This is a genomic window from Mongoliitalea lutea (genome assembly GCF_014652135.1).
Lineage (GTDB): Bacteria > Bacteroidota > Bacteroidia > Cytophagales > Cyclobacteriaceae > Mongoliitalea > Mongoliitalea lutea.
Genome location: NZ_BMYF01000004.1, coordinates 157,269 through 173,211 on the forward strand (window position 1 = coordinate 157,269; position 15,943 = coordinate 173,211).

General features: G+C 37.6%; 13 protein-coding genes. 3 read left to right on the forward strand and 10 right to left on the reverse strand.

Features of this window, described 5'->3' with window-relative positions; all coding sequences use genetic code 11:
- Positions 1 to 22: 22 nt before the first annotated feature.
- Genes IE080_RS04745 through IE080_RS04755 form a run of 3 tightly spaced genes read right to left on the reverse strand, consistent with a single transcriptional unit; the run spans position 23 to position 1,516 of the window.
- Positions 23 to 265: an AtpZ/AtpI family protein gene (locus tag IE080_RS04745; protein ID WP_189579298.1), complete on the reverse strand. Its 243-nt coding sequence runs from the start codon at positions 263 to 265 to the stop codon at positions 23 to 25.
- Positions 231 to 644, reverse strand: coding sequence for a bactofilin family protein (locus IE080_RS04750; protein WP_189579299.1), 414 nt, complete (start codon positions 642 to 644; stop codon positions 231 to 233). Before IE080_RS04750 ends, IE080_RS04745 begins: the two co-directional genes overlap by 35 nt.
- Positions 645 to 646: 2 nt before the next feature.
- Entirely contained in the window at positions 647 to 1,516 is an 870-nt protein-coding gene (locus IE080_RS04755) for a M23 family metallopeptidase (RefSeq protein WP_189579300.1), read from the reverse strand.
- 108 nt (positions 1,517 to 1,624) lie between these two features.
- Here IE080_RS04755 and porW point away from each other — a divergent pair, with 108 nt between their 5' ends.
- Genes porW through uvrC form a run of 3 tightly spaced genes read left to right on the forward strand, consistent with a single transcriptional unit; the run spans position 1,625 to position 8,436 of the window.
- On the forward strand, positions 1,625 to 4,279 hold the full coding sequence (gene porW, locus IE080_RS04760) for a type IX secretion system periplasmic lipoprotein PorW/SprE (protein WP_189579301.1): 2,655 nt from the start codon (positions 1,625 to 1,627) through the stop codon (positions 4,277 to 4,279).
- A gap of 21 nt (positions 4,280 to 4,300) precedes the next feature.
- Complete coding sequence (locus IE080_RS04765; protein WP_189579302.1) at positions 4,301 to 6,577, forward strand: penicillin-binding protein 1A; 2,277 nt, start codon at positions 4,301 to 4,303, stop codon at positions 6,575 to 6,577.
- A 50-nt stretch (positions 6,578 to 6,627) separates the two neighbouring features.
- Positions 6,628 to 8,436 (forward strand): excinuclease ABC subunit UvrC, encoded by a 1,809-nt coding sequence (gene uvrC, locus IE080_RS04770; RefSeq protein ID WP_189579303.1) that lies wholly within the window; start codon positions 6,628 to 6,630, stop codon positions 8,434 to 8,436.
- 18 nt (positions 8,437 to 8,454) lie between these two features.
- Here uvrC and porN read toward each other — a convergent pair whose 3' ends face one another.
- From porN to IE080_RS04805, 7 genes are all read right to left on the reverse strand, one after another.
- Positions 8,455 to 9,261, reverse strand: a complete 807-nt coding sequence (gene porN, locus IE080_RS04775; RefSeq protein ID WP_189579304.1) for a type IX secretion system ring subunit PorN/GldN — start codon at positions 9,259 to 9,261, stop codon at positions 8,455 to 8,457.
- A 36-nt stretch (positions 9,262 to 9,297) separates the two neighbouring features.
- Positions 9,298 to 10,899: a type IX secretion system motor protein PorM/GldM gene (porM, locus tag IE080_RS04780; protein WP_189579305.1), complete on the reverse strand. Its 1,602-nt coding sequence runs from the start codon at positions 10,897 to 10,899 to the stop codon at positions 9,298 to 9,300.
- A gap of 39 nt (positions 10,900 to 10,938) precedes the next feature.
- Complete coding sequence (porL, locus tag IE080_RS04785) at positions 10,939 to 11,739, reverse strand: type IX secretion system motor protein PorL/GldL (RefSeq protein WP_189579306.1); 801 nt, start codon at positions 11,737 to 11,739, stop codon at positions 10,939 to 10,941.
- Positions 11,740 to 11,770: 31 nt separating this feature from the next.
- Positions 11,771 to 12,865, reverse strand: a complete 1,095-nt coding sequence (gene porK, locus IE080_RS04790) for a T9SS ring complex lipoprotein PorK/GldK (protein WP_189579307.1) — start codon at positions 12,863 to 12,865, stop codon at positions 11,771 to 11,773.
- Between the two features lie 116 nt (positions 12,866 to 12,981).
- Positions 12,982 to 13,956, reverse strand: coding sequence for a PorP/SprF family type IX secretion system membrane protein (locus IE080_RS04795; RefSeq protein WP_189579308.1), 975 nt, complete (start codon positions 13,954 to 13,956; stop codon positions 12,982 to 12,984).
- Between the two features lie 73 nt (positions 13,957 to 14,029).
- A complete protein-coding gene (locus IE080_RS04800; RefSeq protein ID WP_189579309.1) occupies positions 14,030 to 14,803 on the reverse strand; it encodes a uroporphyrinogen-III synthase in 774 nt (257 codons plus the stop codon).
- Positions 14,804 to 14,842: 39 nt separating this feature from the next.
- Positions 14,843 to 15,940, reverse strand: a complete 1,098-nt coding sequence (locus IE080_RS04805; protein WP_189579310.1) for a DUF4271 domain-containing protein — start codon at positions 15,938 to 15,940, stop codon at positions 14,843 to 14,845.
- Between the last annotated feature and the right edge of the window lie 3 nt (positions 15,941 to 15,943).

Sequence of the window (15,943 nt, forward strand, 5' to 3'; positions counted from 1 at the left end):
TGCCGCAAAGGTAGGCCTTTTTCTACGGATTATCTTCACTATCATCATTTTTGATAGAGACGAATAAATGATAAAATGCCGCAATAGTAGATAGGAATACAAATACCAACAACCACAAAGGAAAAGCCATCTGCGTTTTTTGGTCTAAAAACCATCCGAACCAAGTTCCGACACCAATTACAGCAAAAATCTGAAAAGACAACCCCGAGTATTTGAGGATTTTATTGAAATTATCCCGCTGCTGATTCTTGGAGTTTGGCTTCATGTTGCTTGGAAACTTTCATAGCCCCACTTTTCATTTGACACTTACCATTGAATACTGCCCCATTTTCCACCACCAATTTGGCAGTAATGATGTCGCCTTCAATCACAGCAGAACTTTTGAGATACAACAAATCCAAGCAGCTAACCGAACCGGCTACTTTACCGGCTATTTCCGCCTCAGCTGAATTCAAATCACCTTTGATGAAGGCAGAGTCCCCAATCACAATTTTACTTTTGGAGGCAACAGTGCCTTCGATCGTGCCTTCGATACGGATATTTCCTTGCGCTACAATGTCACCGGTAATCTTTGTCTCTTTAGAGATCACATTACTGCTGCTGACAATTTCTTTGATTGATTTTTCTTCTGACTTTCCAAACATACTTAATCGAAGGTTATAAATTCTTGAGGATTGAGTGCTGATCCTTTGTGCCACAGCTCAAAGTGCAAGTGTGAACCTGTGCTCAGGTCGCCGGTATTGCCTACGATGGAAACGATATCTCCACCACGTACGACATCTCCGACATCCTTCAAAAGTACCGAATTGTGTTTATAAAATGAAAGAAATTCTCCTCTATGCTGAATTCCGATCACATGACCGGTATTGATTGTCCATGTACTCAGGATAACTGTTCCGTCGGCAATAGCAAGTACAGGTTCATTTCCCTTAGCAATGACATCGACTCCAAAGTGGTCATTGACAGGATCAAAGCGAGCTGAAACGAATCCTTTGATAGGTGTGAAGAAAAAAACAGCTCCCGCATCAGATGAGGCTGCTGAATTCCGGTTGGCCAGTACAGGTTCAGCGCTTGGGGATTGAAATTCCTGCATGATTTTCTTTGTCCCTTCACTCCACTGCTGATTGACGATTCCATCTGTTCGATTTGCTTGAGGCACTGAGGTAGGAATCTCTTCTCCCACTTCCAGTGGTTCTCCTTTGATGATGAGTTGAATGTTATCGATAAACTGTTCCTTTTTGCGCACCTCTATCAACAAAGAGTCTACTTGATCGGATAATGCAAGAATTCTTTCAGTATTGGCCATTTGTGCAGAAGAAGCATCAAACCAGCGCTTGAAGATTGTCTTGGTACTGAGAACTGCGAGTCCAAAAATTACCAAAAAGACAAAGGCGCTGAGTACTAGAATACGGAGCGCCGACAAGCTGAATGAAGAGAGTACAGAGAAATCCTGCTCTTTCCGAATGACAAAAAGGTACTTGAGTTGGGTGATTTTTTTGAGATCGAATCGCTTCATGCTCAAATTTGGTTATTTTTTTGGATTGAAAATATTATATTTAGCTAGAGCGTTAAATAAATTAGATCAAAAGCAGTAATTTGGAAGCTTGCTGCGTCAAAGCTCAAAATGGACTATATTCACATACGCGTACTTGTATTTGTTCTGCTTTTTGCATCCGCCTGTTCTTCGACTAAGGATACATTTATTAATAGAACCTATCATAATACCACTTCTCGGTATAATGCAATGTTTTATTCTAAGTTACTAATCAACGAACTCGAGGAGGAAATTGCACAAGCTCATAATGAAGATTTTAGTCAGGTTTTGCCTATTTTTTATCCAATCGATAGTGCCCAAATTGATTCTAACAAGGAATTGCTTAAGGATGTGCGCTATTTTTCCTCTAGAGCGATTGATTGGCATCGTATTTCCAAATGGGTAGATGATAACTACCTCCTTCTCGGAATGGCTGATTACTACGAGGCCAAATTTGACGATGCTTCCAATACCTTCCGATACTTAAACGTCAACAGTAAAAAACAACATATCCGTCACCGCTCACTTATTCAATTGATGAGGCAGTTTATAGACTTGGGCAGCTTTGATGATGCAGCCTATGTCATTGACTACTTATCCAAAGAATCAGGCATCAACCGGGAAAACCGATTCCTGCTTTACAAAACATTAGCCTATTATTACGACAAGCGGGAGGATGTCAATGGTAAGATTGGGGCTCTTGATAAAGCTTTGGATTACTGCAAAGATAGACATGAACGTTCCCGCATCAACTTTATCCTTGCCCAGCTTTACCAACGGGAAGACTTAGATGCTTTAGCTTACTCCTATTATCAACAAGCTCAAAAAGGCAACCCCCCCTATGAGCGGAGTTTCTTTGCGCAGTTGTACATGCAGCAAGTGGCTGAACTTAATAAAAGCAAAGATCTGCAACGAGTACGTGCCTACTTCGACGATTTGTATAATGATAGCAAAAACAGAGAGCTAAAGGATGTGATTTTGTATGAAAAAGCCATTTTTGAACTCCGACAGAATGAGGTTGAGACAGCAAAAGAATTATTGATAAAAGCAGCCAAAGAAGAAGGGAAAAATCCTGTACAAAAAGGCTATATCTATCAAAAATTGGCAGAAATAAGTTTTGATATTGACCGGGATTTTCGAGCGACCAAGTATTACTTGGATAGTGCCATGGCTAACTTTCGTCCTGTAGATGCTTCTTACAGACAAATCGAACGGGAAAAAATACGCTTAGATAACTATGTGCTTCACTACGAAACAATCCTACGAAATGACAGTCTATTGCGGGTTGCACAGCTTTCTCCGGAAGCCCAAGAACGCTTAGCGGATGAGTTCATAGCCAAAGAAGAACAGCGGTTACTAAGGGAAGCAGAAGAAAAAGCTAGGCCTAAGAGCACAGGAATCTTTGACAACTTATTAGCTTTTAGTGGACGTGGATCGAGTAGTGGCCGAAGTTTCTATTTTGAAAATACCCTAGCTGTACAGCAGGGAGCGATAGAATTTGTACGGGTATGGGGAAATAGAAATTTAGATGATAACTGGAGAAGAAGTGTACAAAGCTTCCAATCAACTATCCGAAGGGATCCAGTATCAGAAGAGGCAACAGTAACTGAATTAGAAGAATCTAAAGAAGAAAAAGATGAAGAAGAATCCAATGATATTCTTTCCCAGATTCCAGACAAAGCTTCCCTTTTGGCACAAATTCCAAGGGATGAATCCCAACTTGAAACTATAAGGACAGGTCTGGAATTAGCATACTTTGAATTGGGAAAATTACTATTCTTTGATTTTCGGGAGTATGAGTTGAGCAAGGAAAACTTAGAAATACTGATAACGGTCTTTCCTAATACCATCAAGAAGGCCGAAGCGTATTACATTTTATTCTTGGCTAACAGGGAACTAGGGGAAAACACAACGCTATATAGAGAGCGTCTCAACCGAGAATTTCCTTATTCCCCATATACATATGCTGTAAACAATCCAGATGCATTGACAGGAGGAGCAGCCTTAGTGGAATCTTCCAAAATGTACCGTACTGCTTATGAGTTATATGAAAACAAGCAATATGAGGAAGCCCGAGGAGTCATTCGTAGGACTATGGAACTATTCCCCTTAACCAAAAATACAGATCGTTTACTTTTGTTAGACATCATGATTTCCGGCAAAATTGACAGCATGGACTTCTACAAATATCGCTTGGAAATCTACACCCTTCAAACAGAAAATCCAGAGTTGAAAGAACTGGCAAGAAATATGCTAAGAGTTGTCAAAGGTGATGAAGAAGAGTTTATCGCTGAAAACAATGAAGAAACTACAGAAGAGGAGGAAGATGGAGACACCGATAATCTGGCAGATGCAGAGGATTTGGAGGAAGATGAAAGCCCGTATAAAGAAAGTGCCAGTCAAACACATATATTTGTGCTCGCATTGAGTCAAGAGCGAGCAAGAGAAACAAAAGCGCTATTAGGAGATCTAGAAAATTTCCATTCTTCACAGTTTAGCAATGCACGATTGCGTACAGGTAACATGAATATGACCCGTGAGCAAGTCATATTCATCGTCAGTCCGTTCAACAATGCGGAACGAGCATTGGCATACCGAGAAAAGTTCTTAGAAACCTTTGAGTCCAGTTCTTTAGGACCTGATGATAAGGAGTCCAGTTTTGTGATTTCCATTGGAAACTTCCAAGAGCTGAACAAACGGAAAGATTTAGATGAGTACCGTCGATTCTTCCGGAAAAATTATTGATAAAAGATTAGTACTTTATACATGACACAAAAAATCATAAAACTTCTATGGGCGTCTTTTGTCATAGGAGTGGTAGGATTCATCTTATTTATTTGGGCAGTTAGCAGTAACTTCTTGGGTTTATTTGGCCCTTTACCAGATTTTAAGGCCTTAGAAAACCCTCAATCAGAATTAGCCTCTGAGCTCTATTCTGCGGATGGGGTATTGTTAGGAAATTACTTCAGAGAAAATCGGAGTCCTGTCACCTACAATGAACTTGCCCCTAATTTGGTTAATGCCTTGATTGCAACAGAAGATGTTCGATTTGAAAGTCATTCCGGTATTGATTTCAAAAGTATGGGAAGGGTATTTTTCAAATCCCTGATTTTACGACAGGGTGCGGGAGGGGGAAGCACGCTATCTCAGCAAACTGCAAAAAACCTGTTTAAAACTAGAAATCTGGAATCTCAAGGCACCTTAAGTAAAGTCCCTGGATTGAAAATGCTTATAATCAAAACTAAAGAATGGATTGTTGCCGCTAAATTAGAAAGATCCTATACCAAAGATGAGATATTGACACTTTACCTTAATACCTCAGAGTTTGGAAGTAATGCTTATGGAATAAAAACTGCTGCTAAAACCTTCTTCAACAAAGAACCACATGAATTAGAAATCCAAGAGTCAGCAGTATTAGTTGGACTTTTCAAGGCTCCAACATATTACAGCCCGGTATTCAACCCTGAAAACTCTCTGAGAAGAAGAAATACGGTTCTATTTCAAATGGAAAGGTATGGATATATTAATAAAATTGAACGTGATTCTTTAATAAAAATGCCAATTGAGTTGGACTATCGGGTTTCCAACCAAAATCAAGGTTTAGCAACACATCTTAGAGAAGTAATCAAGGCAGATCTCTTACGTTGGGCAAAAGAAACGTTAAAACCTGATGGAACACCATATGATATTTTTGGAGATGGACTCAAAATTTATGCTACCATTGATAGTCGGATGCAGCGATATGCCGAAGAAGCAGTGGATGAACACATGCGGGAATTGCAGAAGAAGTTTGAGCGTGAAATGGGTAATAGAGATCCTTGGATAGATAATAACGGGCAAGTTATACCCAATTTTATAGAAAATGCAATTAAGCGAACGGATGTATATAGAAATCTAGTAAAACGATATGGTGCAAATAGTGATTCTATTGAAATCAAATTAAATGAGAAAAAACGTATGCGAGTCTTCTCGTGGGAACGGGGAGAGATTGATACGTTATTTAGCACGATGGATTCACTGCGTTATTACAAAAAATTTTTAAGAACTGGCTTTGTATCCTTGGCAGCAGAAACCGGACATGTCAAGGCTTGGGTTGGAGGGCTAGATCATAAATACTTTAAATTTGACCATGTTAAGCAAGGAAAAAGACAACCAGGATCGACCTTTAAAGCATTTGTATATGCAGCAGCCATTGAAAATGGATACAGTCCTTGCTATCGTGTGATTGATCAGCCGGTTGAAATCAATATACCAGGTCAACCGTCATGGGTCCCAAAAAATGCTGATAATAAGTTTTCTTACGAGAGCATGACTATTCGTAGAGCTATGGCACAGTCCATCAATTCAATTACTGCGTTTATGATGAAAAAATTAAGCCCAAAAATAATTGTGGAAACAGCTCATCGCCTAGGGATTACTTCTGATCTAGAAGAAGTCCCTGCATTGGCACTAGGAACATCTGATGTATCTATTTATGAAATGGTAGGAGCTTTTGGAACTTTTGTTAACCAAGGAGAGCACATCACACCTTTTTACATAGAGCGAATAGAGGATAAAAATGGAAATTTAATCCAACAATTTACTCCAAAAAAACGTCCTGCAATGAGTGAAGAACATGCTTATCTCATGTTGTACATGCTAAGAGGAGGGTTTGAAGAATCACGAGGAACCTCTCAAGGAGTACCATGGACTCTACGCGACGAGGGTAACGAATTGGGCGGTAAAACAGGTACCACCCAAAATGCTTCCGATGGTTGGTACATTGGGGTAAGCAAGGATCTGGTTTCTGGTGCTTGGGTAGGTGGGGATGACCGCGCCATCCACTTCAGAAGTTGGACTAACGGCCAAGGTGGTCAAACTGCTAGACCAATTTGGGTAAAATACATGGCTAAAGTGTATGCTGACCCTAGTTTGGGTTACACCAAGGGTCCGTTCAGAAGACCGGAAAGACCGCTAAGTATAGAAATCGACTGCGACCGCTACGAAATGGAAAGCAATAAATTCAGCAACTTTGATTTTGATCCTAAAAAATCTGACTTCTAAAACCAATAGTAGAGTGGCCAGTTGTAGTAACTGACCACTTTTCATTTCTTATGGAAGCAATCTCATACGCAGTTACCGATTACTTACAATTGCCCGACTTACCAGGTGTCTATAAATATTACAATGCGGATCAAGAACTGATTTATGTAGGAAAGGCAAAAAGTCTTAAGAAAAGAGTGGCATCTTATTTTTCCAAAGCCACCGGCATCAATCATAAAACCAAGCGCATGGTGCGGGAAATCCAACGCATCGAAATTACCATTGTCAATACGGAGTTTGATGCCCTTCTCCTTGAAAATAATCTGATTAAAAAAAGTCAGCCAAAGTACAACATCCTGCTCAAGGATGATAAAACCTACCCTTACTTATTACTGACCAAAGAAAATTACCCAAGGATTTTCCCTACCCGTAAACTAATTCCACATAGAGGAACTTACTATGGCCCATTTGCAAGTGTCAAAGCAATGAACAATGTATTGGAACTGATACGGAGTTTGTTCACTATCCGAACTTGCAAATTGGACCTTAGCCCGTATAAAATAGTGGAACAGAAATACAAAGTTTGCCTAGAATACCATATTGGCAATTGCTTGGGCCCTTGTGAGGGCTTGCAGAAAGAAAGTGATTATCTAGAAGACTTAGAGCATGCAAAGCATATCCTAAAGGGAAACCTTGGACTTGCCAAGGGCTTCTTCAGAAAGCGCATGCAAGAAGCTGCGGAAGATTTAGCCTTTGAGCGTGCCCACTATTTCAAAGAAAAGTTGGATTTATTGGAAAAATACCAAGCCAAGTCCCTAGTAGTAAATCCTTCCATTGCAGATTGCGATGTATTCACTTTGGAGTCTGACGAAAAGCTAGCCTATGTCAATTATCTCAAGGTAAAAAACGGTTCCATCATCATCACTAAAACGGTAGAGCTTAAGAAAAAATTGGATGAATCTGAAACAGACCTTTTGCTGATCGCAATCGTACGTCTTCGGGATCAATTCAATTCAGACTCTGTAGAAATTCTTACGAATATTGAATTGGAAGAAACGTATGAGGGACTCAACATCCATACCCCTAAAATAGGAGACAAAAAGCGATTAGTAGAGCTATCTCTCAAAAACACAAAATTCTACAAAAAAGAAAAGCTTTTGGCTTCCGGAGAAGTGGTGGACAAAAAGAACAGAGTTTTAAAACAACTTCAAGCAGATTTGTCCCTAAAAGAGCTTCCTGACCACATCGAATGCTTTGATAACTCCAATATTCAAGGAACCAATCCGGTTGCCTCCATGGTCTATTTCAAAAATGGCAAACCCTCTACAAAGGACTATAGGCATTACCATATCAAAACTGTAGAAGGACCCAATGACTTTGCTTCCATGACAGAGGTGGTTGGAAGACGTTACAAGCGGGTATTAGAGGAAGGGCTTCCTCTACCTAAGCTAATTGTCATCGACGGTGGTAAAGGGCAGCTATCTTCCGCTATGGAAGCTTTGAAAGCATTAGGTATCTATGGACAAATTCCCATCATAGGAATAGCCAAACGGTTAGAGGAAATCTACTTTCCCGAAGATCAATATCCTTTACATATTGATAAAAAGTCAGAGTCTCTCCGACTCCTTCAGCGCATAAGGGATGAAGCTCACAGATTTGCCATCACTTTTCATAGAGATATAAGAAGCAAAAAAGCATTCAACACTTCTTTGACAGATATTCCAGGCATAGGAAAAACGATAGCAGAGAAGCTTTTGAAACACTTCAAATCAACCAAAAAATTAGAAGCAGCGAGCTTGGAGGAAATTGAAGCAGTAGTAGGCAAGAGCAAGGCATCCTTGGTTTTTGAAGCCATACAAACAAAAAAAGCGGGAGATTAACCCGCTTTTATAATTTTTTTACCACTCCCAAAGCCCATTTTCATACTCTAAGAGTTTATATTCAAACTCAAGAGCATTTAAGAACGCTTGCAGTTCTGCATTTGGATTTGACCCAGGAACCATATCAATCAACAACTCATCCTCTGAATTAGTAAACTTTCTAACAACAGCTTTGAATAATCTTAAATCAAATGCTTGATCGTAAGTGAGGTTCTTAGAAGTATTTTGAAAATTATACCATTTAGCATCTGGATGATCTTTAAAATGATTATAGAAGTCTTTAAATCGAATGTAACCAATAGTTTTTTGACCTGCATTGGCATTAGCAACTGACGGCATTACAAGTTCTAAGTACTTAATATCAAATTTGACTTGAGAATGATGTTTATCAAAAATAAAATCCTCTCTAAAATCCAAGTAATATAACTGCTTAACAAATATAGAATCCCCAAGAGCATTAATCCAAAATTCTGTTTGGAATTCAGAAATTGACATAGGGCGAGTAAAATTTTCATCCGAAAAGATTTCGAATGCATTCTCATCAACTATAGCCTTATAAATGTTGTTGATGATCCCATTATTTTTAGTATCTCCATAACCGTAAAGAGGTACATTGTATTTTTCACGAAGATCTATCCTTCTCCACACACCCACCTGATACATCTTATCATCCTCTCTCATTGGCTTAGAAGAGAAGATTGTATCCATTTGAAAGGTTCTGTCGCCAAATCCTGAAGGTCTTACACTCGTAGCTCCTTGACTAAAACCCTCAAAACCAAGTGCAAAGAGTAAGAGGAAGGTGAAAATTTTACTTATATTCTTCATGACAGTAGAATTTAGATCAAACTGATTGATACCAGATTATTTAATTCTGATAATTCTTATCTCATTTTGATTTGATTTGATTTTATTACCACGGAAGTTTGTACGAGTAACTTCTGTAACTCGAATAACTAGGGCATCTCCGCTTCTAGCAGAAGCTAAAAGGTTACGAATAGCAACGTTCTCACCACTAATAGCAACTTTTTCCCTAGGAACTTCATTCCTAAGAAGCGTAACATCGCCTCCACTAACTTCAAAATTAGAGTCTTTTGCCATAGTCCTAGCAAAGGTTGGCTCGGGAACAGCTCTAACCAATAGCGTTGAAGGACCTGGAGCAGGATAGGCAACACTCATGTCAATTTCCCCTCTACTATCAAACAACCTAATTGAGGGAGCAGGCACTGGTTTAATTTCATAATCAACATTACCAATTTTATTACCTCCCGAACTAACACCTATAACAACTTTACCTGAATTACCAGGAATAATCGTTACTTGTCCTGGTTTACTACCTTTAATTGCTGTTCCATTAGTTACAGTGAAATCAGGTGCATAGGCATTACCCAAAGCAGGAACGTCAATCGACAAATCATTAGCACAATCTGCATACAACTGATTAACCACATCAGAAGTTACTTTAATAATTGGTTGCGCTACAAAGTATTCATAATCAACTTTTAATGTAGAATCTTTTCCAGCAATATTTACTGTAATCTCACCTTTTAAAGTTTGTCTTGCTAAACCACGGTCATCATACTGGCTAGCTGGAGGAACTGTAAAACTAATTTCACCAAAACCATTCACAACGGGAACATCTCTTCCACCAACAGTCATTTTTGGTGTAGCCGAGGAAGAAGATGAAGCGATAAACATAGTTCCTTCAAACTTAGTACCCGCAGCCACAACATTTGAATTTGCAGCAACTTTGGCTTCAAAAACATCAGATTTAAAATAAAATGTACCAATAGCCGAAGTAATATTGGATAATGCTTCTGATTCAATGTTCAAAACCTCATTTTGATATTGAGAAATTAAAGCCATCACAGCTCCAACTGGTGACTTTACAAAATTCAAAAAGACAAAGCTTTTATCTTTTACCTCTCTATCGTTTTTAAAGATCTCGATATCTTTTGCATCCTTGGCAATATCTCCAAAAGAAGCATCAATACCCAAGTCCTGTAAAATTTTATTAATCTGTTGAGGATAATTATTTAAACGTACCTTCATTTCCTCGCCTTTCCCTTGATTATTGAAAATGTTACCAGGAACCTCAACATTTTTTAGTGAAGAATTTTTAAACTGCCCATTTTCATTCTTAGCGTTTGAAACCTCAATCAACTCTTGCTTTAATTCTTCAAGGTAAGAGAAAACTTCTGCTGTAAGTGTCCTAACTTCTCTTGCAGCAGCAACTTTTGGTAAATCTTTTTCATTATTACCTTGTTGCTCTACCGTTGCTGCAATGGAAGAAACTGTAAACTCATTTTTTGAAATAAAGTTTTTAGATGTTCTTTCAAGACCATCATTTAATAATACGAATTTTTGGAGTATTTGATTGCTTACTTGGAGAGCCAATAAGGCTGTCAATACCAAGTACATCATTCCAATCATCCGTTGTCTAGGTGTCTCTTTAGCTCCTGCCATTTTTCCTGCTCTAAATATTTAAGTAGATTGAACTATCGATTAACCTTTCATGGCAGTAAGCATTCCACCATAAATTTTATTCAATGAACTTACATTTTGATTTAATTTAGCCAACTCATTTTTGAAAGCTTCAGTCTCTTTCCCAGCCTCAGATAAGCCCTCCATAGCAGAAGCAACATTAGAATAGAATTTATTCAATGTTTTTAAATGACTTTGAGCATCTAACAATTCCATTTCATAAACATTGTTCAAAGATGACAGGTTTTTAGTAACCTCTACAACTTGAGCATGATAAGCTTTTGCGTCAGCAGATGCCGAAGAAAGTTCTGTTAATGCACTAGCCGTTTTTCCATAAGAAGCATTAATATCAACTAATGTTTTAGATGCACTCTTTACGTTTTCAGCATATTCATTAGTTGCAGCAGCAGCATCAGAAATTTTCCCCATTTTTTCGGCTGAGGTTGCTAAATTTTGGATTCCCTTTCCTAAACTATCAAATAATTCAGGCCCAATCTTAGCGTTTGCCAACATTTCATCAAATTTTTGGGTGAGTCCATCATTTGATGAAGCAGTAACTTTAGCTCTCCTTTGGGTTGGTTCTTCACCCGCCAGTTCAGGATATACTTTCGTCCAATCAACTTCTTCTTGCTTGGGTTCAAAAGCTGAAAGAAAAAATATGATAGCCTCTGTAGTAAGACCTATACCGATCATCCAATTAGCTCCTTGCCAATCTAAGATTTTGAACATAGCTCCTAAAATTACTACTGCTGCACCGATACCATAGATTTTTGGCATGATATCACCATAAAATTTGTGCTTGAATGAATTATTCTTTGCCATTGCTGCTTAAATGTGTATTTGTTTGTTTTCGTTATTTTCTTCTTCTTCTGTTGTTGTTGACATCCATAGAACCAGATCTTCCTAAGAAAGTCATAGCTGTTCTGAAGCCAATATGGGCAGTTTTTACATCTTGATATTCATATGTCCTGGTACTTGTCTCCAAATAATGTGCAACATCCTTCCAAGACCCTCCTCTTACAACTTTTCTAGATTCGTTTAGATTATCGTAAACTGGATCTAAGTCCCAAGTTAAAGAGCTTGCTACTGGATTGTATGCATCTAGTACCCATTCTGCAACATTACCAGACATATTGTACAAACCAAATCCATTGGGAGCAAAAACATCAACTGGTGCTGTGTAAGGAAAACCATCATCTATATAGTTACCTCTACCTGGTTTAAAATTAGCCATTAAACAACCTCTTTTGTTTTTTAAGTAAGGCCCTCCCCATGGATATTTAGCAACCTCTTTTCCTCCTTTAGCTGCATACTCCCATTCCGCTTCAGATGGAAGCCTAAAACTTGGGAAATCAAAATCAGATCTGTCATTAGCATTTTGATGATAAGTTCTCCACCTTGTATACATTTGTGCTTGTTCCCAACTTACACCAACAACAGGATAGTTATCAAATGCTGGATGATCAAAATAAAACTCCATTAAAGGGTCTCCGTAATGATAAGAAAAACTAGTTGACCAAACCGTTGTATCTGGTAACACTTCATTTAAGTTAAATGTTGGTGGATCCTTTAATGTTGTTGGTGTTCCATAAGCATAATTACCTTCTCTAACAGCCTCTATAAATTGTCTATATTTATTATTTGAGACTTCATATTTATCTAAATAAAATTCTGAAATCGTAATTTGTTTATTAAAAGCTGATTGTGTAAAAGCAATATCTTCATCTGCTTGACCCATCCAAAAAGTTCCTGCTTTTATTGCAACCATATCCATTGGAAGATTTTGTTGCCAGTTACCTCTTTTTGGAACGCCAGTTACCTCACCTCTTCTATTATCTTTTTCGCTTGCTGTGCCTTTTTTTCCAAAAAGACCACACCCCTGAAGTAAGAAAACAATTACCAAACCTACCAACAAAGGGACTACATGTGATTTACGTTTCATATACATAAGTAACAAATATTAAGTTACGTTAATTACTACTGAAAATTATTCTTTTACGAAATCGAAATTTACAGGAATTTCAGACAATTAAACAAATTTAAGGTCAAAATTCCTGATATAATTTAAAATCTAAACCTAGGAGTCCTTTGAATAGCCTTTTGATATTCTCTAACCAAAGGTTGAAGATTATAAGTCAGCATAAATTCATGACTCGTTGGAGCTTTCGCTTGAACATTACTTACAACCAAATCAAATGCATAACCAATTTTAAGTGAATTATCATTTAACACACTGTAACCTAGCAATAATGATACCGATTCTTGTCCTCTGAATGTTATACCTCCACTTATTTTATTATTCTGTGTGGCTATAACGCCAAATTCATATGAAAAATTATTAAAAGAAACAGTTTTTATCAAAAAACTTGGCTCAAATGTCCATAAAGCAAAAGTCTTCAGGCGATAACCAAAGTTAAGATATGAATGATTCCGCAACTGATTATTAATTGCACCATCACCAAAGTCAAAGCCAGGCTCATTTATGTGACGGGTACTTAGCCCAACAAAATAATTACCCCTATCATAAATCGCCCCTAATCCAAAATTAAAATTCATTTGTGTTTCATCTCCGGAAGTGGGAAAAATCATTTCTGGATCTACGAAATCTAACAGGTCATATTTCAATGTGCTTGAAAATAACCCACCGGAAACACCAAGAGAGAGTACACCTCTACGCAACCGCTTATGATAACCAATAGAGAAATTAACTTCTTGATTGCTCGTAGCCCCAATATTGTCATTAAGAAATGTAACTCCATACCCCAAATTAAAATTATCAAGCCGACCTGTTGCAGTTAATAATTGAGTAAGTGGTGCAGGCCCATTAAGTCCTGTATAATTTAACCATTGAGAACGATGTAATGCTGAAAACTTATAACCTGACTCCTTACCTGCAAATGCAGGGTTAAAAAAAAGACCATTATACATATACTGAGAAAACTGAGCGTCTTGTTGCGCCTTAGAGGGTAGTACAACAATAACCGCTAGCACAAAAACGCATGCTAAGAGCTTTTCAATAGTTGGTTTTCGTAGTCCCATGCAAGTTCAAAACATCTAACAATCTCCTATTCTAAACATTTAAACTGAAAAAGACCACAAAAGATTAAAAAGATCACAAATTATTTGCCTTTTTAATATATAACTCCAAGGCCCCCGTCATGCTAGGAGCATTTGGCATCGGTGCTTCAATGTCCAAAATCAGCCCTTGGTCAAGCACTTCCTTTGCTGTTGTAGGTCCAAATGCAGCTATTCTCGTAAAGCCCTGCTCAAAGTCCGGGAAATTCTGTTTCAAAGATTTGATGCCGGATGGACTAAAAAAAGCAAGTACATCATACTTAATATTAGCTAAGTCAGATAGATCAGATGCAACCGTATGATAAATAATCGCTTCAGTAAATGTTATATTCATTTTTGAAAGATATTCAGGGATTTCATCCTTGCGAATATCAGAACAAGGGAATAAATATTTTTCTGACTTATGCTTTTTGAAATAGTCAAACAAATCTGATGCAGTCTTTTGACCTACAAACAATTTTCTTTTTCTAATGACAATGTACTTCTGTAAGTAATGCGCTGTCTGCTCTGATATACAAAAGTATTTCATATCAGCAGGCATTTCTATTTTCAACTCTTTACAAATAGTGAAAAAATGATCAATCGCATTTCTGCTGGTGAAAATTACCGCCGTATGCTTTAAAATGTCAATCTTCTGCTTCCTGAATTCTTTGACAGGAACAGGCTCTACTTGAATAAAAGGTCTAAAATCAATTTTCAACTTATACTTTTCAGCCAACTGAAAATAAGGGGATTTTTCATCCACTGGTTTTGGCTGGGATACCAAGATACTTCTTACCGGATTAAATCTGTCTTTGGTTGACTTAGTCATGGTTTACTTTACTTTCGTGGATTGATGAATCGGTTATTACTACCAAATCAAATGCTTTGTGATTATCAGAAATGGTAATAATTCTGCGGTGCAAAGGTAAGCAATTAAATGATAAAATTTAAAATCCACCTGATTTGTCATGGCTATAAAAAGCAATACAGTTGCAATCAAGTAAACTCCAAAGAAAATATTCTTGGCGACCAGCTCCCAATCCTTCAACACAATCAAATCATTTGTAAGTATGAGCAATTGAAATAAAATCAAACCAAAAGCCATTAACGAAATAATCCTGAGCAGATAAAAGAAGTGAATGATTTCAAACTTCTTTATATTGAAAACGAAAGTCATAAAATTCAGATACAAGTATTTCAGTATCGATAGCCCAACAAATGCTAATGAGCCAATAATCCATTTAAAAAAAAGATCATTCATGTTTGCAGGGTTGAAAAAATAAGTGAGCTCATCATTAAAGTAATACATAAAAAACATGACAGACTGCACGATCGCAAGGCCTGTCAAAAAAAGGAAGAACAACACATCCAAAGAGAAAAACTTGGGGTTTCCCTCCAAATTGTCTCCAAAGGTAATCACTCCTAAAGGTGATAGCATATAATTCAATTCTACTGGAAAAACGGATTTGACAATTCCAAATAGAATAAACAATATGCAAATACTCAAGTAGTAGAAATCTTTAAATGAGGAGCGAATTCTTTTGTTTGAATCCTCCAAATCCACAAAACCCATCTGATTTGGAATATTCTCAAAGTAACCTTTCTCCAAAAATATATCATCTTTAGATATTCCATGTCCATAAATCACCATTGGAACTGTCTGTTGACTTCCAAAATCAAAGCGCTCATGTAAGTCCTTCAAGGGTACTAAAATGGTTGTGTCTTGTTGGGAAAAAAACCAAATCTTATTATTAAGAAAAACGGTGCTTTGAGCAGGCACTTGAAATTTAAGCTTACTGGCTGGAAAACTACTCACATCCACATCTGTGGTGATGACATCACTTTTATAATTCCAAGAGCGATTGGTTTGATGCTTGAAGGTACCCGAATAATTCTCCAAGGTCTGTGCAGACAAGCCAAGTCCTGCCAAAAAAATGAAACTGATAATCAACCAAAACTTACCCATTAT

What these genes read in the sequence shown, in the direction of transcription:
- IE080_RS04745 (WP_189579298.1), bottom strand. Translation starts at nt 265, where the DNA reads ATGAAGCCAAACTCCAAGAATCAGCAGCGGGATAATTTCAATAAAATC.
- IE080_RS04750 (WP_189579299.1), bottom strand. Translation starts at nt 644, where the DNA reads ATGTTTGGAAAGTCAGAAGAAAAATCAATCAAAGAAATTGTCAGCAGC.
- IE080_RS04755 (WP_189579300.1), bottom strand. Translation starts at nt 1,516, where the DNA reads ATGAAGCGATTCGATCTCAAAAAAATCACCCAACTCAAGTACCTTTTT.
- porW (WP_189579301.1), top strand. Translation starts at nt 1,625, where the DNA reads ATGGACTATATTCACATACGCGTACTTGTATTTGTTCTGCTTTTTGCA.
- IE080_RS04765 (WP_189579302.1), top strand. Translation starts at nt 4,301, where the DNA reads ATGACACAAAAAATCATAAAACTTCTATGGGCGTCTTTTGTCATAGGA.
- uvrC (WP_189579303.1), top strand. Translation starts at nt 6,628, where the DNA reads ATGGAAGCAATCTCATACGCAGTTACCGATTACTTACAATTGCCCGAC.
- porN (WP_189579304.1), bottom strand. Translation starts at nt 9,261, where the DNA reads ATGAAGAATATAAGTAAAATTTTCACCTTCCTCTTACTCTTTGCACTT.
- porM (WP_189579305.1), bottom strand. Translation starts at nt 10,899, where the DNA reads ATGGCAGGAGCTAAAGAGACACCTAGACAACGGATGATTGGAATGATG.
- porL (WP_189579306.1), bottom strand. Translation starts at nt 11,739, where the DNA reads ATGGCAAAGAATAATTCATTCAAGCACAAATTTTATGGTGATATCATG.
- porK (WP_189579307.1), bottom strand. Translation starts at nt 12,865, where the DNA reads ATGTATATGAAACGTAAATCACATGTAGTCCCTTTGTTGGTAGGTTTG.
- IE080_RS04795 (WP_189579308.1), bottom strand. Translation starts at nt 13,956, where the DNA reads ATGGGACTACGAAAACCAACTATTGAAAAGCTCTTAGCATGCGTTTTT.
- IE080_RS04800 (WP_189579309.1), bottom strand. Translation starts at nt 14,803, where the DNA reads ATGACTAAGTCAACCAAAGACAGATTTAATCCGGTAAGAAGTATCTTG.
- IE080_RS04805 (WP_189579310.1), bottom strand. Translation starts at nt 15,940, where the DNA reads ATGGGTAAGTTTTGGTTGATTATCAGTTTCATTTTTTTGGCAGGACTT.